The organism is Acinetobacter sp. 197 (assembly GCF_048148385.1).
In the GTDB taxonomy this organism is placed as follows: Bacteria; Pseudomonadota; Gammaproteobacteria; order Pseudomonadales; family Moraxellaceae; genus Acinetobacter; species Acinetobacter pecorum.
In genome coordinates this window covers 82,488-105,565 of sequence record NZ_JAYWZK010000010.1, presented here as the reverse complement: position 1 = coordinate 105,565, position 23,078 = coordinate 82,488, and the positions used below count along the sequence as shown (strand labels likewise).

Genomic DNA, 23,078 nt, shown 5'->3' with positions numbered 1-23,078 from the left:
CTAATTATTAGTCCATGACATATCCCTAATAATAATTAAAGAAAAATAAAATGAGTGAATGACTTAGTGATGACCAACGGCTTTGATTGCCTGCCAAAAATGATGCAAAATTAATCAATACTTTATAATAATTTTTTTAAATTAATAATTTAGGGCAATGCCCGGGGTTAAAGGAAAGAACGATGCTCAATATAGCTCTCTTCGTTCTCGCGAGTGTTCTGTTATTTGCTTTGCTATGGAGTTTGAAGGGACAGACTTCACTACGTAACAATATCCTGTTTTTACAGGAGAATCTGGATCATTCACGTAGCAAACTGACAGATTATGAAACTCAAGTCGATGAATTGAATTATGAAATCACCCAATTGCGAGTACAGAATGGCAGTTTAAACATTGCGCTGAATAAATACAGAAAATATCAGGATATCTGGAATATCGAGCAATATATTGTTAACCGGACCTTGCAGGCCGAAAACTTTGTTGAGCTGACCAAGCTGGATGCCTCGATCATGATCGATGATCTGAAGGCCTATATTGCAAGAGTCAAAGATTATCTTGTCCAGTTTCAAGCGCAGGCCATAGCCGAGATTGAGCAGCAAGCCCGAGAAAGTTTACAAGGCTATTATGAACAGGCCAGGCAGCAGCATCGCCTGCAAGAAGTATTGAGTGCTTTAGAGCATAAAATACAGGAGAAGCGCTTTGGTTTACAGTTTCCAGCTTCCCACCTTTTAAAGCAGCTGCTTGAGGGTTATGGCGAAACAGATGCGGCTCGGCATCTGCGTCATGTCCGTGAAAGTATTCAGCAAGCCATAGAAACACAGCAGGTGGCGAACTGTAATTATGTAGACGATAACCGCCGTCGAAGTACCATAGAGATCCTCAGTCTGGCTTTCAACAGTAAAGCAGATTTATACCTCTCCCAATTAAGCCCAGACAATCTCGCCGAAATGCTGCAGGCCTTAAAGAATGATTATGTATTACTGAATTATACTGGGCAGGCACTGAGTCAGGCCATGATTCAGGAGTCCTATCTTGACCTGCGTTTAGAGGAGCTCAAGTTTGCTGCAATGCTGTTGCAACTGCGACAAAATCACCCGCATCCACAGATTGCCTAGATGATGAAGGCTACAGGTCTAAACGATTTTTCTGGAACATTCTGATGGCCACATATTGCTTTAAACCCTGATATTTTGAGGATTTTTAGTTTGAAGGAGTGGATCAGTTATTCATTCTATATGTATAAAAATCATGTGTTTATTTATGGTTAAAAGATAATATTTTTTGTCTTGTTCTCGATAATTGTACAAAAATCAGCTAATCTTAAATGCAGAATAAAACAGCATCATAATAAGGATACTTCTATGTCACGTGATTACAATCAATTCCCTGATGATGAAAATGGCAATGTTCTGTGGCAAATGCATCAGGATGGCGACGACCTGCAGGAAGCACACGAGATTGAATTTTCGATTGCCTTTGCGGATGAAGCACAGGCGGATCGTTGTGCTCTGCATCTATTAAAAGAAGAACAGAAAATCAGCCTGTTTCAGGATGAAGAAAGCGATACCCTGGAATGGATCATCACGATTTATGTGTATATGGAGCCAGCTTACGAAGATATTGTGGATCTGGAGCAATGGTTCAGTAAAATCGCTGCACAATTTCAGGGCGAATATGATGGCTGGGGTTGTATGGCCTACGTCTATGACGATGAGCTGGATGAAGAAGAAAGTAGCCTGCGCAGCAGCTGATCCAACCTATACTTAAATGATTTAAATAAAAAAAACCGGGATTACCGGTTTTTTTTGTCTGTTCAATACAATTTTTATGCAAAAAACTTGAATTCGCACATAGATACATACTCATTATATATGGCCAGATAAAAACTGGATAAAATGACCGAGATGAGTTTTCAACTCAAGCTGATCATTTACTATAAATGCAGGGACTATCCCTCAATATAAAAATAATAAGAATAAATAAAGGACAGGACCAAATGAGTTACACCTTAAAAATGCATCGTGTGTTCAGTGCACCACCGGAGCGGGTGTATCGTGCCTTTGTGCATCCGGATGCATTGGCGAAATGGTTGGCACCGCATGGCTTCATTGCCAAGGTTGAACATGCGGAAATCAAACCCGGTGGCCGCTATAAAACCACTTTTACCAATTTCTCTACCGGTACCCAGCATCATTTTCACGGCATTTATCATGAAGTTGTTCCTAACCAGTTATTGCGTTACACCGATCAGTTTTCTACCCCGGACCTAGAGGGTGGAATAGAAGTCACCGTCATCTTTGAAAAAGTATCAATCGGCACCAGTTTACATATTATTCAGGTGGGTTATCCGGATGTGGTACCACCGGCAGTGTGTCATTTGAGCTGGCAGGAATCACTGCAACTCTTATCTTTACTGGTTAATCCACAGATATCAGATCATTGATTTCTTTAAGCTCAGGTGCTGATTGCATTCCAGCTTTTCTGGTAATTAGCGCTGCCTGCAAAGATGCTATACTGTGCGCTTATTTGTTTGTTTATTTAATTTTTCTCTTTTTCGAGGTTTTTATGGGTCTGCCAAACTGTCCAAAATGTCAATCTGAATATACCTATGCAGATGGCGATCTACTCATCTGTCCTGAGTGTGCACACGAGTGGAAAGAAGGCGAAATCACTGAAGAGCAAGTGATCATTAAAGATGCCAATGGCAATGTGTTGGCAGACGGCGATAGCGTAACGGTCATTAAAGACCTGAAAATCAAAGGTTCATCTTCAGTGGTAAAAGTGGGTACCAAAGTGAAAAGTATCCGCTTGTTGCCGGATGCGGCCGATGGGCACGATATCGATTGTAAAATTGAAGGCATTGGGCCGATGAAACTGAAATCTGAATATGTAAAAAAAGCTTAACTTGATCTTGGCTAAAGAAATCTGTTGAGAAATAACATGGCTGATTTAGCCTATTATTTCTCAATATTGCCATAAATGCTGGGCTGACCATTTTTGTAGCGCCCTGATCCTTACCTTTCTGATTCGAGATCCCTTCAATGCCACACCTGCATCTGGAATATTCTGACAATCTGCAACACATTGAGATTAAGCCTTTATTGGTCGCGATCCATCAGGCACTTGTGGGCGCCGGCTATGTCAGCGATCCCAATGATTTAAAAAGTCGTGCAATTATGCAGCAGGATTATGTGATTGGACTGGATGTTGTAACAGACCAGGCTTATGTGCATGCCAAAATTTCCCTGTTAAGTGGACGCAGTGTCGAAGTACGTCAGGCAATTTCTGAATTGGTACTCGATCTGATGCAGCAATATATTGCGCCCCAGCCGGGCTTAAACATACAGCTCTGTGTGGAAATCATTGAAATGCCAAAGCAGACTTATAGTAAAGCTGTTATTTGAATGCTGGCGTTGACAGGAGGATGGGATAAGAATCAAATGTATTAAAATTTTATCAATTGCAGTTTGAAAATTATAAATAATAAAGCTAACTGGTCTGCAAGGAATTCCTGTTTTCCTTCGCTGCTGCTTCCTGAATCATCCAATCAAGAAACAGCATGCTCATTCTGAGAGAAATAAAAATAATTGTATAAATGATGTCAGGTGAGTTTGGGTGGATCAGGTAGTAAAAAGAGTGAAGCGAGAACAGCGCTTTAACATAAGCAGAATAATAAAAAACAAAAGATCAAAAATCCGGTGAGATGAGTGAGCCGCGATTTCAGGTCTGAATTGTCCGGTTAAGGGGAATTTTATGCAAGTTTTTGGCAATCAACAATTGGCTCGGGAAGTCATGGCATTTCTTCGAGAATGGGACAATGCCATAGCCAGACTCGAAATTCAGGATATTATTGAATTGTGCCGGCCCGATATCCGTCTGGTTGATGTCAGTATGGAGGTGAAAGGCGTCGAAGCCTATCAGGCCCTCTGGCAACAATATCGGCGCTTTATGCCCGAAGGAATACGTGTAGAGCGGCAGAATATAAACATTCATGTCACGCATGATCTGGCCATGGTAGATGGCTATGTGCGAGTCAACTATGCGGTGATTGAACCGATTTTTCAATTAGGCTGGTGTCGGGTGAGCATGTGCCTGAGCAAGCAGCAGGGCAAATGGCAATTATTACATCAACATACCTCAGTTCCGGTACAGCTCGAAACCCGGAAAATGCGTCGGATCAAAAGCGTGAGTCAAGCCACCAGGCTGAAAAGATTTAAATGAAATATCTTTGCAAATGATTACAGGAATACCTTTGTAACAAAAATAGAGAAAGTCCTAAATTGTGTTGAAGGAATAATAGTTTAGGACTTTTCAGGTGGCTAACAACAAGAACAGTCAAATACAACCCCGATCAAGCAACCTGCAACAGCAGAATGAAGTATTCATGCCGGATCAGTCCGAACAGCAGCGCACCCAACATGCACTCAGAATGATGGCTGGCTTTGTGATTGCTGCCGTCGTGATAATGGCACTATATTTTGGCCGTGATATTTTTCTCTCTCTGGCCTTGGCTATTCTGCTGGCATTTTTGCTCTCGCCACTGGTTTCCCGTCTAAAACGCTGGAGCTGTCCTCAATGGGCCGCAATTGGCCTGGTTATGTGCCTGACCTTGTCATTTTTGGGGGGTACTGCAACCTATCTGGGGGTACAGCTTGGCAAGCTGAGTCAGGAGCTGCCGCAATATCAGGACACCATCCAGAAAAAACTGAATATGCTCAAGGACTATCGTCAGGGGCCGAGTATGTGGGATGGCGCAATCCAGACCTTTGACACGGTAGAGAACTCGATAGAAGTTCCAGATCAGGAAAAAGACGACCCGAATGTCCAGAATGTCAAAGTAGTAGGCCTGGAACCCTCGAGTGAAGAAGCTGCACTGGACTGGTTAAATAAAATCCTGAATCCGCTGGCAATTATCGGGATTGTGTTCCTGTTCATGGTATTAATTTTACTCAATCGCAAAGACCTGCATGACCGCTTTCTGAAGCTCTTGGGCGGTAATTTGAATATCGGAACCGATGCGCTTGATGATGCCGCCAAAAGTATCGGAACCTATTTGCGCATGCAGCTGCTGGTCAATGTGACCTATGGTATTCCCATGGCGATTGGACTGCTGGTGATTGGTGTGCCGGCAGCGATCATGTGGGGACTGATCGCGGTAGTTATGCGTTTTGTGCCCTATGTTGGCCCGATCGTTTCAGCTATTTTTCCGATTACGCTGGCCTTCGCCGTTGATCCGGGCTGGGACATGGTGCTGTGGACTATAGCCTTGATACTGGTGCTGGAACTTATCAGCAATAACGTGATTGAACCGTGGCTCTATGGGGAAAGTACCGGTCTGTCTACTTTGGCAATTATTCTGGCTGCCACGTTCTGGACCACTCTCTGGGGACCGGTGGGGCTAATCTTGTCGACGCCTTTAACTGCCTGTCTGCTGGTTTTGTCCAATTATGTGCCGGCACTGGGTTTTGTCAAAACCCTGCTCGGCAGTACGCCAGTATTGTCCCCCTCCGAGCGTTTTTACCAGAGACTGGTGGCTGATGAAGTCAATGATGCAATGCAGGTAGCCAATGATTACATCTGTGCGCAATTGCCAAAAAAGCCCAGTGCAGAAGAGGTGGCTCGTCGTGTACAAATGTTCTATGGCGAAGTGGCTATTCCAGCCATTCGGATTTATTCGCAAGGACATGATAGCGATGTTACTGCCGAACACCGGTTGCGCCTTTATCAGGGCTTGCAGTTCTTTAATCATGCGTTTCAAAAAGCTTATCCGAGCAAATTAAATGCCGAGCAGCCCGAAGTCTATTGCGTTGGTGCGCGTTGGGAAATTGATACCCAAATTTCTGCCATGTTGGCGCACACCCTGAATCTTAAACAGATTGCTGCCCGGAATGATCCGAATGTGCTGATTCAATCGGGCGAATCTGAAAAGGGCATTGTATTGCCAGCTTCAACCAAAATTTTATGCGTGTCGATTTTTCATCATGCGCCTGCGGCACAGATTCGTTTGCTAAAATATAATTTGGAACAGCAATATCCTGATTTGAAAATCATTTTTGCGACTTGGGGTGTGACACAGCTAGAGCTTCTGGATGAACTGCAACAACGTTTTGAGCTGGAGGCACTGGTCAATAATGTCGATGATCTGATTCTGACTGTCGAGACTTATACCTTGGATGAAGGGGAAAGCTGGTTTGAGAATCTGGAGATCAAGAATGAAAAAGAACGACAACAGGCTTTAAATGAATTGGGTTTATTGGATCATCGTCATCAGATCCTTTATAAACAATATATTGAAGAAGCCCGTCAGGCCTTTGACGTTGATTACGCACAAATTTCCTGGCTGAATCAGCATGAAATGTATATTCCGGTCAGTCCTTTTAGCCAAGAACCTGTAGCAATCCGACAAATGTGCAAGGATTCAGTCTGCACTCATCTGCTCTATCAAAATGAGCCTTTAGTGATAGAAGACTTGCAGCGTGACCCACGCTTTCCACATCTGTCAGAATTAAGACAGCAGCATATCCGTTTCTATGCCGGGGTGCCCTTAAAAGATAAAAATGGAATTGCGCTGGGGGGGCTGTGTCTGCTGGACAAGCGACCGAGACAGATGCAGGCGGAAGATATGATTTTGCTTAAGGCTTTGGCACAGGATTTAATGGCAACCCTGAGCAATGAGCGCAAGAAAAAAGATAAACAGAAGCAGATTGAAAAGATGCAGCCAGCCAGCTCGGCAAGCGTTTTAAAAAAGGACTAAATACTAAATGATGAAACAAAAATGGATCTACAGCATCAAAACCATGAGTATCACATTCGCCTTGGCCAGTATCAGTTCATTGAGTATGGCAGCTATTCAGGGCCTGCATTTTTCACATAAGGATTGGGAAATTGCCTGTGATAATACCGGGACCTGCCGTGCTGCCGGATATCAATCTGACTCAGACATGGACCGGCCAGTTTCGGTGCTATTAGAGCGTGCTGCGGGTGTGAACAGTAACATCAAAGCTCGGGTCCAGATTTTACCCTTAACGATGGCCACGCCCACTCGACAGCTTCAGTTGCAAATTGCCAATACAGCTTATGGCATGATTGGTCTGAATCGGGAGGGAATAGGGCAACTCAGTAATGATCAAACGCGAGCCTTGCTAAAAGTTGTACAGGGAACAGCTCCAGTTGTATTTAAGAATACGCAATCACGCTGGAACTTATCGACCGCTGGAGCCAGTGCCGTTTTACTCAAGATGGATGAATTTCAGCGTCGACTTTCTACATCCTCAGCCTTGATCAGGCCGGGAAAAAAGTCCGATCAGACGGTCCTCAAAGCCGCAGCGATACCGAAAATTCAGATACCAAAATATCAGTCAGGCAAAGTCACTCAAGCGAAACTGAAGACGACAGCCAGTCAGCAAATGATTCGAAAACTGCAAGCGACTACCAACGAGGATCAGTGTGACTTGCTGTTTAGCCAGAATTTTATGTCGGATGATGTCATGACAATTTATCCCATCAATGCTCAAAATCAGCTGGTTCAGATTCCATGCTGGCGCGGGGCTTATAATGTGGGCAGTGGTTTCTGGCTGATGGACCAGAACAGGCAGTTGAAGCAGCTGGTGACCACTTCGGGAGAAACCTTTAATAAAGGCCAGATATTTTCCGGGCAAAAAGTACGCGGTTTGGGCGATTGTGTTCGTCAGGAACAATGGGCCTGGAATGGCAAGAAATTTGCCAAAAGCTTTAGTAGTCTGACCGTACAATGCAAAGGCTTTGCTGGTGGTGCCTGGAATTTACCAACCTATGTAAGCAAAGTTATTTATCCGGCCAAATAGTATTATTCAAAAAATAGCAGCGATAAAAAAAGCCTGACGCATTCAGGCTTTTTAATTTTAAAACATGTGATCTTAAAAACGCTTTGGAATTCTCTGGCCATTTGGAACAGGAATTTCAGCATTTTTTAATACCCCAAATAGCCAGGTTTCAGCATGCTGTACCGCGGTTTTCAACTGATCTCCCATGGCCAGACGCCCGGCTATGAAACTGGCCAGTGAACAGCCTGAACCATGATATTCACCTGGCAAACGGGGACAACGGGTTTCGTTGATCAGCTCACCTGCAATATACAGGCTGTTCTGAATATAATCTGGCGTATCTTCATGGCCACCTTTGACCAAAACGGCCTGTGCACCCATTTCAAATAATTTTTGAGTGGCCAGTTTGAGGTCTTGCTCACCCGTCAGGGCACGCAGTTCAACCGTATTTGGCGTTAGGATGGTGGCCAATGGAATAAGCTGGGTAAATGCTTTGACTAACGTTGCCTGATTGCCCAGTGAACCACCACTATTGGCGACCAAAACCGGATCCAGCACATACAGATAATCTGGATGTGCAGTCAGAAACTCGGCCAGAGCCGCGATATTATCTGTGGTGCCTAACATGCCGGATTTTACGCAACGAATGGGCAGGTCATTTACCACCGCATTGGCCTGTGCCAATAGCAATTCTCTGGAAGTGGCTTCGAAACCAAAAACCTGCTGTGAATTTTGAATAGTGAGGGCTGTGCAGGCAATTGCCGCATGTGCACCACTTTGACCAATGGCTTCAATATCTGCTTGAAGGCCGGCTCCACCTGAAGGGTCTAAACCGGAAAAGCAAAGTACGGTAGGGCGCAAAAATGATGTCCTTCATTCACTAAAATTGTATTAGTATAGGCAAATTTGAATGAACTCTCGATATTAATTTATATCGGTGCCGATGAGAGGGGATAGGCGGTGATTAAGAATATTTTAATTGATCTGGATGGAACATTAACTGACCCGAAAGTGGGGATTACGACGTCTGCGCGCTATGGTCTGGAAAAGATTGGTCATCCGATTAGCGATGAGATCAATATTGACTGGATTATTGGCCCTCCCTTAAAAGCCTCGCTAGCCAAAATCTTAAATGTTGAAGCCGATCATGTTCTGGCCGAGCAGGCTCTGATGGCTTATCGGGAGCGCTTTGCAGTCAAGGGTCTTTATGAAAATCATGTTTTTGAGGGTGTAGCAGAAACCCTGGCAGAACTGAAACGCCGGGGCTATCGCTTGTTTGTCGCTACGGCAAAACCGACAGTGTATGCCAAACAGATTCTGGAGCATTTTGATCTGGCCCAGTATTTTACAGAAATTTATGGCAGTGAGCTGAATGGCGAGCGAACCAATAAAGCTGAGCTGATTCAGTATATTTTAGCGCAGCAACAGTTACAGGCCGATCAATGCATGATGGTCGGTGACCGTGAGCATGACATTTTTGGTGCCCGTCAAAATGGTATGGAGACTATTGCGGTAAATTATGGCTATGGCAGTCAGCAAGAATTAGCACTGGCACAACCTAAATATCAAATAGACTGCTTTAATCAGTTGCTAGATTATTTTAAATAAAACCTAATCTTTGCTTATTTTATGTGAGCTGATTTTTAGAGAGGTGATGTCTATAAGCTGCTTTATTTATAGCAAATATACTATTTGGCAACCAGTTCTCTTATGATGAAATTATAAGCCGTATTAGCATCCTGCAGGCCATAGAGTTTTTTTATGGGTCGAATATTTAAAGCGTCAAGAACCAGCTCGATGCCAGCACAACCATAATGACGATCATCAGAAAAATTTTGATGATCGTCAGGCGATGTTGGGAGGGAAGACTGGCTTGGGTCAGCGCATTTCCTGCGTGATCAAACAGGATGACATTTTGCACCTTACTTTCATAACCGAGTTCGAGCAAAGCGCGCTTTTCAACTTCAGTTAAACCATCTTCCGGCAAATCCATGATTTGCAGCAATGCTATAGGGCTGAATAGCCTTTTCATGACCGGTGAGGGTAACAGCTGTTTTAGGGTCACTGCGGCTGCATCAAAGTCGGCAATAATACTCCGGGGATGGTCATAAGGTACATCCGGTAGGCGTGTATGTGTGATCGTGCCATCTATATCCATTAGCTGCATTTTGTCTTTATAAATTTGCACCCATACAGCATCTGGAAATTTTACTAATTGTTCTTGCAGCATTGGTAAGGTCTGATTTTGTTGATATTTACCCACTAAATAAGCGATAAACAAATCCTGCATCAAGACGGGATTTGTAAGGTTCGGTTATTTGGCAGGAGGACCATATTTATTGTTTTGTGGTTTGGTTTCAGTTGCCCACCACCAGATCAATACAAGAACACCAATCACGGTAAGCATCAGTAATTGCCACCAACCAGAGCGTCCAATATCATGTAAACGACGCGCGCCAACTGCCAGACTCGGGACCAGAAGTGCCAGATTAAGCAGGCTATTTACTATGGGTTCAGTGCCTAAAACTGTATCTATGACCTCAGCAATAATGCCTAAAATTACACAAAACAGCATAAAAAACCAAAATTCTTTACGGCGTGCCCGGCCAGAAAAATTTGCATAGTTGGTCAGACATTTTACAAACCAGTCAATGCTGCTGTAGTTTTCCTCGGCCTGATCCAGATTGGAATATTTACCGAGCTCACTGGAAATTTTTTCCCCGAGATAAATGGAATTGCCCAGAGCCAGATAAACATCAGCGGCTTCACCCGCGCTGTTTACGATAAAATCGACCCGATCCCCGCGTGATGGCGGACGTTCTGCACGCCAGTCTGCACCATTAAAAGTATAGTGCTGGTTATCATCCCCCGAGATCACCCCGGTATTGTTTTGAATAGAAAAATTAAGGATTGAGCCTTTCATACTGGTTCTCGTCTATTAAGCTGGATTATTGTTTTAACGCGAGGTAATTTTTTATCAGAATAACTTTAGCATAACCTGATTTTTAAAAATTCATAGTGAAATGGCAGCAGGTTTCTCATATATTCAGAAGCGTTATAGCCTCAGTACTTCGATCTTCAATTCAGGAAAAATGGAGATACCGGATTATTAAGAATAAAGAAGGTAAAACAGTAATCCAGTTGATTTATTTGTGAAGCTTTTATCTGAAATTCAAGCTCAATTTACTCTGTAAATATCAACTTTTATATTTAGGGTATGGTTTTAAGTCTAAATATGTAACGTCATAATAAACAGGTAGTTAGGGTTTTTGTATTTACAAAAAATATATAATAATATTAATAATAACAACATTTTGTTCATGTTTTTAATTTATTAGTAACAATTTTTAAAAACCAACACGCATACAATAAGAAACTTCATATTTTGTGATGAGGGTATCACATTTAATGTATTTCTCCCCATTATCCAAAGCCATTTATCTTTGCTGTGCTTCTCTACTCTTGACTACGACAGTTACGCATGCCGAGACTGCTTTCAGTACAGAAAGCCCATGGATGTTAGGTGACTGGAACGGGCAACGTACCCAGTTGCAACAACAAGGTTATGATTTCAATTTTGGTTATACCGGTGAAATGGCAAGCTTGATTGATGCCCAGAAATCTTCAAGCCATGCAACTGAATATGCAGACCAGTTTGTTTTTGGGGCTCATCTGGATCTGGCAAAAATTGCAGGCTGGCAAGATACCGAAGCGCAAATTACTGTCACCGAGCGTAATGGTCATTCCCTTTCTCAAAGCTCTGCTGCTTTAAATAGTCATTTGAGTTCAGTGCAAGAAGTCTGGGGCCGTGGTCAAACCTGGCGTCTGACTGATTTATGGATCAAGAAGAAATTCCTGGAACAAAAACTGGATGTGAAAGTCGGACGCTTCGGTGAGGGTGAAGACTTCAATAGTTTTGACTGTGATTTCCAGAACCTGGCACTGTGTGGCTCCCAAGTCGGGAACTGGGTTGGTGATCAGTGGTACAACTGGCCGGTAAGCCAATGGGCAGCACGGGTCAAATATAACATTAGCCCTGAACTTTATGCCCAGGTCGGTGTCTATGAATATAACCCTGAGAATCTGGAACGTGGTAAAGGATTTAACCTGAGCACAGATGGTTCCAAAGGAGCAATGCTTCCTGCAGAAGTAGTCTGGACACCGAAAGTGGGCGTACAAAAATTGCCGGGTGAATACCGTGCTGGTTATTACTACAGCACAGCGGAGGCTGGAGTCATTTCCAATCCGGAGCAAACCGATCATCACCATGGGGGCTGGGTAGTGGTCAAGCAGCAATTCACTGCACATGACGGAGATACTTCGCGTGGTTTGACCGGCTTTTTAAATGCAACAGTGCATGATTCCAAAACCAATAGTGTCACCGATATGCAAAATATCGGGCTGGTTTATAAGGGTGCCATGGATTCACGTCCTCAAGATGAAATCGCACTGGGTATTGCACGGATCAATATGAATGACGATGTCATTGGTAACCATCATCAAGAAGTCGATGCAGAAATTTATTATGGTTTGCATGCCACCCCCTGGCTCACCATTCGCCCGAATCTGCAATATGTTCGTCACGTCGGCGCATATAAAGATGGTGAAAATGTCTGGGTAGGTGGAATCAAGTTCAACACATCATTCTAAAAACAGTTTTTAGTTGCAAATACACTATTGAATCTCTAGGTCTTTTATTGCTTTGATGAGTAATGCCTGCTTAAGACAGTGATGTATTTCTAACTAAGAATTTAACAATAAGGGTGCTTATGCCGGTCTGGTACATGAGCTTTCAAAAAAACTTTTATAGGCGTTCGATATGAATACTTCATCTTCAGGTTCGGTATTGAGAACGATTTTAGCAGTCATTGCCGCTGTTTTCGGTGTAGGACTGTTGATTGGAGGGATTTATCTTGCAGTACTGGGTGGGTCTTGGTACTACATCATTGCAGGTATACTCTTTATTGCGACCGCAGTGCTGTTATATCGACGGAAGAGCGCTGCACTCCTGGTTTATGCTGTATTCGTTTTGGCAACGGTGGTGTGGGGGCTGTGGGAAGTCGGTTCAGATTTCTTTGCACTTGCACCGCGTTTGGATATTTTAGGTCTGTTTGGTCTGGCCCTGCTGATTCCGGCGGTAACACACGGTTTTGATCAAAGCAAAGGTGCGAAAATTGCCCTGGGCAGTTCACTGGCCATTACCATCGCTGTCATGATTTATTCTGTATTTAATGACCCGCAAGAAATTCGCGGTGAATTAAAATCCCAGCAGCCTGCAGCCCACCAGCCAATCCCCGGTGTGGCAGATGAAGACTGGCCTGCTTATGGCCGTACCCAGTCCGGTTTACGGTATTCACCCTTAAAGCAGATTAATACTGAAAATGTCAAAGATTTGCAGGTGGCTTGGGAATATCACACGGGCGAATTCAAGACTGAAAATGACTCGGGCGAAACCACCAATCAGGTTACTCCAATCAAGGTGGGTGACAACATGTACATCTGTACCACTCACCAGAAATTGACTGCGCTTGATCCGGCAACTGGTAAGGCGAAATGGACTTATGATCCAAAACTAAAAGCTGATCATACCTATCAGCATTTAACCTGCCGTGGTGTGTCTTATTATGATGTCAACAATACGGCTGGTTTTGAAACCAGTCTCGCTTCGAAAAAAAGCAGCTCTGCTGAATGTCCACAAAAAGTCATTTTACCAGTCAATGACGGGCGTCTGGTTGCAGTAAATGCAGTTACAGGTCAGCCATGTTCTGACTTTGGTAAAAATGGCGAAGTTGACCTGCAAAAAGATATGCCATTTCCGTATCCGGGCGGTTATATTCCAACCTCACCGCCTGTAGTAACCGGCACCACCATTATTATTGCGGGTTCAACCACAGATAACTATTCAACTGAAGAACCGTCAGGTGTGATCCGTGGTTATGATGTCAATACCGGTGAACTGCTTTGGGTATTTGATACAGGTGCTGAGGATCCGAATTTAATTCCTGCACCGGGTCAGAAATTTGTACATAACTCTCCAAATGCTTGGGCACCTTTGGCCTATGATGCAGAGCTGGATATCGTCTACGTGCCAACGGGTGTCGGTACCCCGGATATTTACGGTGGTCACCGTACCGAGTTAGACGAGCGTTATGCCAACTCGATGCTGGCCTTGAATGCGACGACCGGTAAGCTGGTATGGAACTTCCAGACTACCCATCACGATTTGTGGGATATGGACGTACCTTCACAGCCGACATTGACCGAGATCAAAGACAAAAACGGGAATATGATTCCGGCTATTTATGTCTTGACCAAAACCGGGAATGCTTTTGTGCTGGATCGTCGTAATGGTAAAGCCATTGTACCGATTACCGAAAAACCGGTACCACAATCTGTGAAGCGTGGCCCTCAGACCAAAGGCGAGTTCTATTCTAAAACTCAACCGTTCTCTGATTTTAATCTGGCGCCACAAGAGAAATTGACCGATAAACAGATGTGGGGGGCGACCATGTTCGACCAGTTGGTCTGCCGTGTTGCGTTCCACAAACTGAATTACGATGGCATTTATACCCCACCTTCTGAAAATGGGACGCTGGTCTTCCCGGGTAACCTGGGTGTGTTTGAATGGGGTGGTATGTCGGTGAATCCGGACCGTCAAATTGCACTGACCAATCCGATTGGCTTGCCATTTGTATCAAAACTGATTCCTCAAGATCCGAACCGTCCTAAGACGGCTAAAGGTGCAGGCACAGAAGCCGGCGTTCAACCGATGTATGGCGTGCCTTATGGCGTTGAAATCAGTGCGTTCCTGTCTCCGTTTGGGCTGCCGTGTAAACAGCCATCATGGGGCTTTGTTGCAGGTGTGGATTTAAATACTCATGAAGTGGCCTGGAAACGCCGCATCGGTACCATTCGTGACAGTATGCCGGGCATCCCATTGCCACCATTCAAAATGGGTGTGCCGATGCTGGGTGGACCTATTTCAACTGCGGGTAACGTAATGTTTGTGGGTGGAACTCAAGATAACTATATCCGTGCCATTAATGTGAACAACGGTGATGAGTTGTGGAAAGGCCGTCTACCTGCAGGTGGTCAGGCTACACCAATGACTTATGAAGCCAATGGCAAGCAGTATGTGGTCATTATGGCGGGTGGTCATGGTTCCTTTGGTACCAAAATGGGCGACTCTCTGGTGGCTTATGCCTTGCCAGACAATAAGTAACTGACTCTCTGTTGTTGTATGGAAAAGCCTGATTCGTCAGGCTTTCCCATCAGTTTTTTTATAAACCTTTAGAATATTAAAGAAAATCATGTGGGCTGCACGATATTGAATGAAGTAAACAAAGATTTTGATAAATTGCTTTGATAGGTGACTTCTATTGACCACGCAGCTTAAAACTAAAATTTCTACTTGTAATCTGATCAAGCAAACTCGATCTACTGATCATTGAAGATCAAACCGGCTTATAGAATTAATCATGTGATGTGCTTCGGCAGCTTATGAGTTTTCTAAGTCATAGAGATAACTGGAACCTACAAAATATGCAGCATCAATTTCGACATCTCCCTGTAAAAACCACATTATCCTGTTTAATCGCCTGTATGAGCCAGACGCTGTATGCTGAAAATACTGCTACAGAAGTGCAAAAACTTGCGCCTATTATTGTGCAGGCGACCCGAACTGACCGGGAGAAGTTGAGCACGCCTGCATCGGTTTATTATCTGGAGCAGGCACAACCAGAGAACAGCCTGAATGTGAACCTTTCGGAAACATTAAAAGGTGTTCCAGGACTGCAGTTAAATAACCGTGAAAACTATGCTCAGGACCTGCAAATTTCGATGCGTGGCTTTGGTGCGCGCTCCAGTTTTGGTGTACGGGGTGTACGTTTATATGTGGATGGAATCCCTGCAACAATGCCGGATGGACAGGGACAAACCTCGAATATTGATTTGAACAGTCTGGACCATATTGAAGTATTGGGTGGTGGATTTTCATCACTGTATGGCAACTCTTCCGGGGGAACGATTTTAACCACCACGCGAGAGGGGCAAGGTACCGACTCGATTGAACTGGGTCATTCTGCCGGCAGTCAAAATAAAGGGCAGACCAAGCTAGTTTTGCAAGGCGGTTCAGAAAATGCCAATGAGCCGAGCTATATGATCAGTTCGTCCTATTTTGATACCGACGGTTTCCGGGATCATAGCGGCGCGCATAAAGTCCTGAGCAATGCCAAGCTGACTTGGGACCTGGAGGACGGCTCTAAAATTAACTGGATTAATAATTACGTTAAAATTGCTGCGGATGATCCCGGTGGGTTGACTCGCGAACAGTGGCAAGCCAATCCTAAACAGGTCGCTACGAATGTCCTTTTATATAATGCGCGTAAAGAAATCGAACAGCTACAAACCGGGATGACTTGGAATAAACCGATTAATGATCAGCATGAACTCTACGGGATGGCCTATTGGGGACAGCGTGCAGTTACCCAATATCAGTCAATTCCGCGTACAGCACAAAGTGGAGTCAATCATGCCGGTGGCGTAATTGATTTTGACCGTCATTTCTACGGTGCTGACCTGCGCTGGACAGCTAAAGATATTTTGCCAAATGCTAATCTGATTGCCGGTATCGCCGTGGATACCATGACCGAAGACCGTAAAGGCTATCAAAACTTTTCAGGCAATACCTTGGGTGTAAAAGGTGAACTTCGCCGGGATGAAGACAATCGCTTGTGGAATCTTGATCCATATCTGCAAGCATCCTATGCATTCTTGCCAGACTGGACGCTGGATGCCGGCTTGCGTTATAGCAATGTGCATTTTAAGTCTGAAGATAAATTCCTTTCCAATGGCGATAATTCAGGCAAAACCGATTATCAAAAATTATTGCCATCTTTAGCATTAAGCTGGAAAATCTTACCTGAGCTGATGGCCTATGCCAGTTATGCCCAAGGCTTTGAAACCCCAACATTTACCGAAATGTCTTATCCTGCAAATACTGCTGAAAACCGCAGCTTAAGTTTAAAAGCAGCGGAAAGCGAAACCTATGAAGTCGGTTTGAAATCTGCCAGTGAGTGGGGAGATGTCACCGTAGCAGCCTTCCAGACCAGGACGAAGAATGACATTGTTTCTGCAGGGAGTGACAATGGTCGCTCTACTTTCCGTAATGCCGATAAAACTTTAAGAGAAGGTGTGGAACTCTCCTGGAACAAAAACCTGTGGCGCGATCTGACTGCACAAGCCAGCTATAGCTATATTGATGCCACTTTTGATGCAGATATTCCTGCTATAGGTACTGTTCCTGCCATTACAGACGGGAACTATATTCCAGGGATTGCCAAAAATCAGGCATTTTTAAGTCTGGGCTGGAAACCAGATAATGGTCTACACATTGGACTCGATATTCGTTATAGCGACAAGATTTATGTGAATGATTTAAATTCTGATACTGCACCAAGCTACACGGTCGCTGGCGCCAATGTGGGTTATCAATGGAAAATGCCGGATTGGTCAGTGAATACTTTTGCACGGGTCGATAACCTGTTTGATAAAGATTATTCTGGTTCGGTGATTGTCAATGAAAGCAATAGCCGTTTCTTTGAGCCGGCAGAAGGGCGGAACTGGAGCGCTGGTCTGAGTGTGACAAAAGAATTTTAATTCAGATGGTTCACTGTTCCTAAATTAAAAATAAAAAGGTCCCGTTATATCAGCGGGATTTTTTTAAATCTTGCTCACCACTAGTGCTTGTCATACTTATATGCAAGCGTCCAATAACGTAGTTTTTTGCAAATATCAAATAAATGAACTAATCACCAACAGTCTTTGCCTAACTTAATAAACACTTTATATTTTGCTTAAAAAAACAACTCAAACCTTATACTGTTTTTCAGGTAATTCACCTACTTTATAAAGGCAAATTTAATCGATAAAACGTTAAAGGGTGCCATTATGAAAGCTATTCAAATGAAGAAGATGATGAACTGTGTTGCGGTCAGTGGTGCATTAATCTTTGCTGCAGGCCAGACGATGGCAATGAACCAGCAAGCTACGCACGCTGGGAAGCAGCATTCTGCAGTATCGAGTGACAGTCGTGTAAATTTGACTGAAGGTCAGGTGATCAAGGTATTAAGCACAGCCAATAATGGTGAGATTAAGCAGGCTAAAACCGCATTGCCAAAACTGAAAACGCAAGAAGCCCGTAATTATGCACAAATGATGATTACTGATCATACAGCCAATGAGAAAAAAGCTCAGGCCCTGGCAAATCGTTTAAATCTGAAGCCACAAACAAGCAGTATCAGTACATCATTGCAAAATGACAGCGACAAGATGGTGACTATGCTGAGTCGATCAGCTACTCCGGATAAAGACTATATGACCAGTCAGGTAGAAGTTCATCGTAAAGTAGTGACCATGCTAGACAAGCAGTTGATTCCGAATGCTAAAAATGCAGAATTAAAAAATATGCTGACCCAAACCCGTACTGCGGTCGCTGCGCATCTGAAAAAGGCTGAACAGATCGTTGCCAAGATGAAATAACTTGAAACTCATCCTTTGATTGGGAAATCTGGCATTGATCATGCCAGACTTTTCCCTTAATTGTGCTTTATAAAAAATCCCGCTTTTTAAGCGGGATTTTTTAATATAGAGGTTTTTAAAAGATGAATCGAAAGAATCTGGAAAATACTAGATTGTCTGCTGATTTACCCGCTTTGATAATTCTTCGGCACTTTCCATCCGTTCAGAATATCGATCGGTGAGATAAGCAGACTGACCGCGGGTGAGTAGAGTGAACTTGTAGAGTTCCTCCATCACATCCACAATGCGGTTGTAATAAGGTGATGGTTTCATGCGACCATCTTCTTCAAATTCAAGGAAAGCTTTCGGTACAGAAGACTGATTTGGAATCGTGATCATCCGCATCCAGCGTCCTAAAACACGCAACTGATTCACTGCATTAAAGGATTGCGAACCACCACAAACCTGCATCACGGCCAGCGTCTTGCCTTGAGTCGCACGAATTGCACCGGCTGCCAGAGGAATCCAGTCAATTTGGGCTTTTAGAATCGAACTCATCGAACCATGACGTTCCGGTGAACACCAGACCATGCCTTCTGACCAGGCCAAAAGTTCATGCAGTTCTTTTACCTTAAGGTGGCTCGTATCTGCATCCTCAGGTAAGGGTAATCCTTTGGGATGGAAGATTCTGACTTCGGCGCCAAAATATTCCAGTATCCGGCCCGCTTCCTGAACAGCGAGCCGGCTGTAGGACCGTTCACGGTTTGAACCATACAGCAGCAAAATCCGGGGTGGATGATCCAGTGCTTTGGCCTGAACTTTGTCCAGCGTCGGTGTTTCTAGCAGATTCAAATTGATATTCGGGAGATCCATCGGGTTATGCCTCTTTAAACACTTTTTTTCTTAGCCATAATGAAACGCTGACCAGCGCAATCAGAACCGGAACTTCAACCAGAGGGCCAATCACGGTGGTGAATGCCACAGGGGACGCGAGACCAAAAGTGGCAATCGCAACCGCCAGCGCCAGTTCAAAATTATTACCGGCAGCGGTAAAAGAAATGGCCGCAGTTTTAGGATAATCATTGCCCATCCACTTGCTCATAAAGAAGCTGATAAAGAACATCACAATGAAATAAATGGTCAGGGGAATAGCAATTCTGAGTACATCCAGTGGCAGGCTGACCACATCACCGCCTTTAAGGCTAAACATGGCGACAATGGTAAACAGCAAAGCCAGCAGGCTGAGCGGACTGATTTTTGGAATAAACTTCGTTTGATACCATTCCAGACCTTTTTGCTTGACCAGAATCAAACGTGTCAAAAAGCCCAGCAAAAATGGAATCCCCAGATAAACCAGAACCGCGTGGGTAATCGTCCAGAAGCTGACATCAATCACCTGTGCTTCCACACCAAAATAAGGCGGCAAGAAGGTCAAAAACAGCCAAGCATAGCTACTGAAAAACAGGATCTGGAAAATACTGTTAAATGCCACCAGTCCGGCCACATACTGGTTATCGCCACAAGCCAGACCATTCCAGACCAGCACCATGGCAATACAACGCGCCAAGCCGATCAGGATGACACCCGTCATATATTCAGGATAGGATTGCAGAAAAATCAGCGCCAATGCAAACATCAGGCAGGGTGCAATCAGCCAGTTCTGAACCAGAGATAGGGTAAGTGTGCGTTTATCCTTAAATACCTGCGGCAAGGTGGCATAGTCCACTTTGGCAAGTGGTGGATACATCATGATAATCAGACCAATGGCAATCGGAATATTGACCGAATCAATACTCATCCGGTCTAAAGTAATTGAAGCTTGAGGAAAGAAAACCCCAATCCCGATCCCCAGCAGCATGGCGATAAAAATCCAGATGGTCAGATTCTTATCTAAGAATGACATTTTTGAAGCAGACATGATATTGGGCTCAGGATAATTCGCAAGGTGATGAAATGGTAGATTTTAACTTTTGAATTTCTGGATCTTGTGCGATGACTTTTAATACTTCATTTGCCCAGACCGGCAAATCAGGATTTAAACGGTAATAAACCCATTGCCCTTGGCGTTGATCTAGCAAAACGCCCAGATTTCTCAATAAGGCCAGATGACGGGAGATTTTGGGCTGGCTCAGATTTAATTGCTCTGTGAATTCACAGACGCAGACATTCTGTTTGGCCATGACCAGCTTTAAAATATCTAAACGTGTTGAATCGGCAAGACATTTGAAAAAATCGGTCTGGTGCATCACGATATCCTGATATATTTACTATTGCGAATATACGGATATCCGTATATAAAAGCAATATTGTGTATACACTGAGAAAACTCATGTCTCAAAAGATCAAGATTTATCATAATCCTGAATGTGGAACCTCTCGAAACACCTTGGCCTTGATCCGTAACACCGGTGAGGAGCCAATGGTGATTGAATATCTGAAAACACCGCCGACCAAAGAGGAGCTGATTCAGTTAATTCAGGATGCGGGTCTGTCGGTACGTGAAGCGATTCGTAAAAATGTAAAGCCCTATGAAGAACTTGACCTGGAAAGCAGCCATTGGACAGATCAACAACTGATTGATTTTATGCTGCAACATCCGGTTTTGATCAATCGTCCATTTGTGGTGACTGAACTTGGTGTGAGATTGTGTCGACCATCAGAAGTTGTTTTAGATATTCTTTCTGCTCCGCAGCGCGCAGCGTTTAGCAAAGAAGACGGGCAACTGATTATTGATGAAGCAGGGAAACGGTTGAAATAAATTCCAGAATTTAAGAAGATCAATCAGATCATAAAAAAGCCACCGCGAGGGTGGCTTTTTTTTAAAAGTTAAAATGACAGATATCGTGTGATTTTAAGCGTCAAACGATACATAAGTTGTCATTCGCTTGATAATTAAATCAATGTCTTAGTTCTTCTAACGAACCATAATGACATTATACTGCGACTCAACCGATGTCGTTATGAGTTTAAGAAGACTCAACCAATATTATTTTTGATAAATAATTTTTTAGACTCAAGATCCAAAACAAGGTAGAAAATTATTGATCTGTTATAAAAAAACGTTCAACAGATAACCAGGCTGATTGAGCAAATTCATTTCTATATTTGGACGGTTTCTCAGAAATTTTTTCTAGTAGCCATAGTTTTGCATAATTTTCAGCGGAACCTAATATTAATGAAACGATTAGGTTTAACTGTAATTTCTCGAGTTTTTCCATTGAATATACAGACTTTAAATGCTGAAAAATTGCTTTATTCCTTGTCTTATTCTTTTCAGTCAATTCATCCTCATATGTACTCGTAGAAACATAATATCGGGCAGTAATTTGAAATCTCGCAAGTTCTACATTTTGTTCTATCCAATCAAGATAGCTATGGACAATTGCAAAAATGAATTCTTTTATATTATTGATATTTTTAAAATATTTTTCTCTTTCAATCGCCTGATCATCTAATGCTAAAAAATATAAATTGGCGATAATTCCTTCTTTTGTACCGAAATGATAGTAAATCGCTCCAACACTGGTATCAGAATTTTCCCTGATTTGCTCAATGGTCGTGGCTTCAATACCATTTTGATTAAAAAGCTGTAATGCTGTTATTAAGATTTCTTTTTTTAATTGTTTTCGTCTTCCAGCGTAGTGCTTTTCAAAAATAGCAATGGTATTCATTTCACACACAGAATTTGAAGAAAACAGAATCTTAAATGAATTATCAGTCACTTGACAATTAGTTAAAACAGAATAAAACTCAAAAACAGAACATAATTCTAATTTAAAAAATTGATGATAAAAAAGAGGATGTGTCATGAGCACACTGAATATATGGGAAAAACTGTCATCTAAACCTGGCGGGAAATGGGCATTTTCGAAAGCGTTATGTCTTAAAGCACCTTACTTTGCAAGTATCAGTCCAAAATTTGAGGAATTGCGACCTGAGTTTTGTAAAGTCAGTATTTCAAAATCTAGAAAAGTCACAAACCATTTAGGCACCGTACATGCCATTGCAATGTGCAATATGGCCGAGCTCTCAGGCGGTACGATGACCGAAGTGACAGTACCGTCTACGCATCGCTGGATTCCGAAGGATATGACGGTTGAATATCTGAAAAAGGCGACAACAGGATTGGTCGCAACGGCCACACCTGCAACAACAATGGATTTAACCAAACCGAGTGAATATAAGGTCAATATTGAAGTCAAAGATCAGCTTGATGAAATTGTCTTTAAAGCAACCATTACCATGTGGATATCGGCGAAAAAGGCGTGATTTAGCTTTTTAATTCATGATCCATCAAAATAATAACTTGGAGTTTTAAGAAGATGACATCTCAAACTAGAATGCTGATTACAGGTTTTTTATCTGCAATACTTTATGGTATTTTGACGTATTATATTAACTATAGTGCTGATAATGTTTGGCTTTCTGCATTTACACAAGCTGTAAATAGTTTTATCGGCGGCTATTTGGTTGCGGGTTTAGTTGAATTTACTTACAGAAACGTTCCTGCGCCCTATAAATTTATTGTTTCGGCATTTGTTCCCTATGGTTCACTGATGATCCTCTATGCTTTCATTCATCATTATATTGGGACTAAACATGTTTTTTATACGATTCTACCGAACATATTAATTGGTTTTCCATATTTTTTCTTATATATTAATAAGTTGAATAAAAATAGCGGCACTGTTGCCAATATTCCACAAGGATAATAGATCTCATTTTTAAAGAGGTAATGATATACAGATAAAAATAAAA

23 protein-coding genes are annotated in these 23,078 nt (G+C 43.0%); 16 read left to right on the top strand and 7 right to left on the bottom strand.

All coding sequences use genetic code 11. From position 1 onward, the window contains the following. The first annotated feature begins 182 nt into the window (after positions 1-182). From VXQ11_RS11305 to VXQ11_RS11270, 8 genes are all read left to right on the top strand, one after another. Positions 183-1,115, top strand: coding sequence for a DUF4041 domain-containing protein (locus VXQ11_RS11305; RefSeq protein WP_064102517.1), 933 nt, complete (start codon positions 183-185; stop codon positions 1,113-1,115). 246 nt (positions 1,116-1,361) lie between these two features. Continuing rightward, positions 1,362-1,751: a ribonuclease E inhibitor RraB gene (locus VXQ11_RS11300; protein WP_064097103.1), complete on the top strand. Its 390-nt coding sequence runs from the start codon at positions 1,362-1,364 to the stop codon at positions 1,749-1,751. A 245-nt stretch (positions 1,752-1,996) separates the two neighbouring features. Beyond that, positions 1,997-2,443: an SRPBCC domain-containing protein gene (locus VXQ11_RS11295; RefSeq protein WP_064097104.1), complete on the top strand. Its 447-nt coding sequence runs from the start codon at positions 1,997-1,999 to the stop codon at positions 2,441-2,443. 122 nt (positions 2,444-2,565) lie between these two features. Further along, positions 2,566-2,904: a zinc ribbon domain-containing protein YjdM gene (locus tag VXQ11_RS11290; protein ID WP_064097130.1), complete on the top strand. Its 339-nt coding sequence runs from the start codon at positions 2,566-2,568 to the stop codon at positions 2,902-2,904. Positions 2,905-3,041: 137 nt separating this feature from the next. Next, positions 3,042-3,404, top strand: coding sequence for a 5-carboxymethyl-2-hydroxymuconate Delta-isomerase (locus VXQ11_RS11285; RefSeq protein ID WP_144724041.1), 363 nt, complete (start codon positions 3,042-3,044; stop codon positions 3,402-3,404). A gap of 349 nt (positions 3,405-3,753) precedes the next feature. After that, positions 3,754-4,221 carry a YybH family protein gene (locus VXQ11_RS11280; protein WP_416706060.1) on the top strand — a complete coding sequence of 156 codons (468 nt, stop codon included), beginning with the start codon at positions 3,754-3,756 and terminating at the stop codon, positions 4,219-4,221. 94 nt (positions 4,222-4,315) lie between these two features. Next, positions 4,316-6,754: an AI-2E family transporter gene (locus VXQ11_RS11275; protein ID WP_416706059.1), complete on the top strand. Its 2,439-nt coding sequence runs from the start codon at positions 4,316-4,318 to the stop codon at positions 6,752-6,754. A 10-nt stretch (positions 6,755-6,764) separates the two neighbouring features. Next, positions 6,765-7,823: a DUF1176 domain-containing protein gene (locus VXQ11_RS11270; protein ID WP_416706084.1), complete on the top strand. Its 1,059-nt coding sequence runs from the start codon at positions 6,765-6,767 to the stop codon at positions 7,821-7,823. 72 nt (positions 7,824-7,895) lie between these two features. Here VXQ11_RS11270 and VXQ11_RS11265 read toward each other — a convergent pair whose 3' ends face one another. Next, positions 7,896-8,663 carry a hydroxymethylpyrimidine/phosphomethylpyrimidine kinase gene (locus tag VXQ11_RS11265; protein ID WP_144724039.1) on the bottom strand — a complete coding sequence of 256 codons (768 nt, stop codon included), beginning with the start codon at positions 8,661-8,663 and terminating at the stop codon, positions 7,896-7,898. A gap of 99 nt (positions 8,664-8,762) precedes the next feature. On the opposite strand from VXQ11_RS11265, the gene VXQ11_RS11260 reads away from it, so the two are divergent. Further along, positions 8,763-9,410 (top strand): HAD-IA family hydrolase, encoded by a 648-nt coding sequence (locus VXQ11_RS11260; protein WP_064102515.1) that lies wholly within the window; start codon positions 8,763-8,765, stop codon positions 9,408-9,410. Between the two features lie 166 nt (positions 9,411-9,576). Here the strand turns inward: VXQ11_RS11260 and VXQ11_RS11255 are convergent, their stop codons facing one another. Together VXQ11_RS11255 and VXQ11_RS11250 are read right to left on the bottom strand one after the other, a co-directional pair. Next, a complete protein-coding gene (locus VXQ11_RS11255) occupies positions 9,577-10,092 on the bottom strand; it encodes a hypothetical protein (protein ID WP_416706083.1) in 516 nt (171 codons plus the stop codon). Between the two features lie 24 nt (positions 10,093-10,116). Continuing rightward, a complete protein-coding gene (locus VXQ11_RS11250) occupies positions 10,117-10,725 on the bottom strand; it encodes a DUF805 domain-containing protein (RefSeq protein ID WP_416681269.1) in 609 nt (202 codons plus the stop codon). A 485-nt stretch (positions 10,726-11,210) separates the two neighbouring features. Here VXQ11_RS11250 and VXQ11_RS11245 point away from each other — a divergent pair, with 485 nt between their 5' ends. From VXQ11_RS11245 to VXQ11_RS11230, 4 genes are all read left to right on the top strand, one after another. Then, a complete protein-coding gene (locus tag VXQ11_RS11245; protein WP_416706058.1) occupies positions 11,211-12,452 on the top strand; it encodes a carbohydrate porin in 1,242 nt (413 codons plus the stop codon). Positions 12,453-12,621: 169 nt separating this feature from the next. Beyond that, complete coding sequence (locus VXQ11_RS11240; RefSeq protein ID WP_416706057.1) at positions 12,622-15,024, top strand: glucose/quinate/shikimate family membrane-bound PQQ-dependent dehydrogenase; 2,403 nt, start codon at positions 12,622-12,624, stop codon at positions 15,022-15,024. A gap of 320 nt (positions 15,025-15,344) precedes the next feature. Beyond that, positions 15,345-17,459 (top strand): TonB-dependent receptor, encoded by a 2,115-nt coding sequence (locus tag VXQ11_RS11235; RefSeq protein ID WP_064097114.1) that lies wholly within the window; start codon positions 15,345-15,347, stop codon positions 17,457-17,459. Positions 17,460-17,750: 291 nt separating this feature from the next. Further along, on the top strand, positions 17,751-18,341 hold the full coding sequence (locus VXQ11_RS11230; protein WP_064097115.1) for a DUF4142 domain-containing protein: 591 nt from the start codon (positions 17,751-17,753) through the stop codon (positions 18,339-18,341). Positions 18,342-18,488: 147 nt separating this feature from the next. Here the strand turns inward: VXQ11_RS11230 and arsH are convergent, their stop codons facing one another. The 3 genes from arsH to VXQ11_RS11215 are packed head-to-tail and all read right to left on the bottom strand — an operon-like array spanning position 18,489 to position 20,566. Beyond that, the gene (gene arsH, locus VXQ11_RS11225; RefSeq protein ID WP_064097116.1) at positions 18,489-19,193 is read right to left on the bottom strand and encodes an arsenical resistance protein ArsH; all 705 of its coding nucleotides are present in this window, start codon (positions 19,191-19,193) and stop codon (positions 18,489-18,491) included. Between the two features lie 4 nt (positions 19,194-19,197). Beyond that, a complete protein-coding gene (arsB, locus tag VXQ11_RS11220; RefSeq protein WP_064097117.1) occupies positions 19,198-20,238 on the bottom strand; it encodes an ACR3 family arsenite efflux transporter in 1,041 nt (346 codons plus the stop codon). 10 nt (positions 20,239-20,248) lie between these two features. Beyond that, positions 20,249-20,566 (bottom strand): metalloregulator ArsR/SmtB family transcription factor, encoded by a 318-nt coding sequence (locus tag VXQ11_RS11215; RefSeq protein ID WP_064097118.1) that lies wholly within the window; start codon positions 20,564-20,566, stop codon positions 20,249-20,251. Positions 20,567-20,649: 83 nt separating this feature from the next. On the opposite strand from VXQ11_RS11215, the gene arsC reads away from it, so the two are divergent. Then, positions 20,650-21,078: an arsenate reductase (glutaredoxin) gene (gene arsC / locus VXQ11_RS11210; protein WP_416706056.1), complete on the top strand. Its 429-nt coding sequence runs from the start codon at positions 20,650-20,652 to the stop codon at positions 21,076-21,078. Positions 21,079-21,358: 280 nt separating this feature from the next. Here the strand turns inward: arsC and VXQ11_RS11205 are convergent, their stop codons facing one another. Further along, positions 21,359-22,129, bottom strand: a complete 771-nt coding sequence (locus VXQ11_RS11205) for a TetR/AcrR family transcriptional regulator (RefSeq protein WP_416706055.1) — start codon at positions 22,127-22,129, stop codon at positions 21,359-21,361. Here VXQ11_RS11205 and VXQ11_RS11200 point away from each other — a divergent pair. Then, positions 22,128-22,589 (top strand): hotdog fold domain-containing protein, encoded by a 462-nt coding sequence (locus tag VXQ11_RS11200; protein ID WP_416706054.1) that lies wholly within the window; start codon positions 22,128-22,130, stop codon positions 22,587-22,589. The two genes, VXQ11_RS11205 and VXQ11_RS11200, sit on opposite strands and share 2 nt — an antisense overlap. 53 nt (positions 22,590-22,642) lie before the next feature. After that, complete coding sequence (locus tag VXQ11_RS11195; RefSeq protein ID WP_064097122.1) at positions 22,643-23,032, top strand: hypothetical protein; 390 nt, start codon at positions 22,643-22,645, stop codon at positions 23,030-23,032. Positions 23,033-23,078 lie beyond the last annotated feature (46 nt).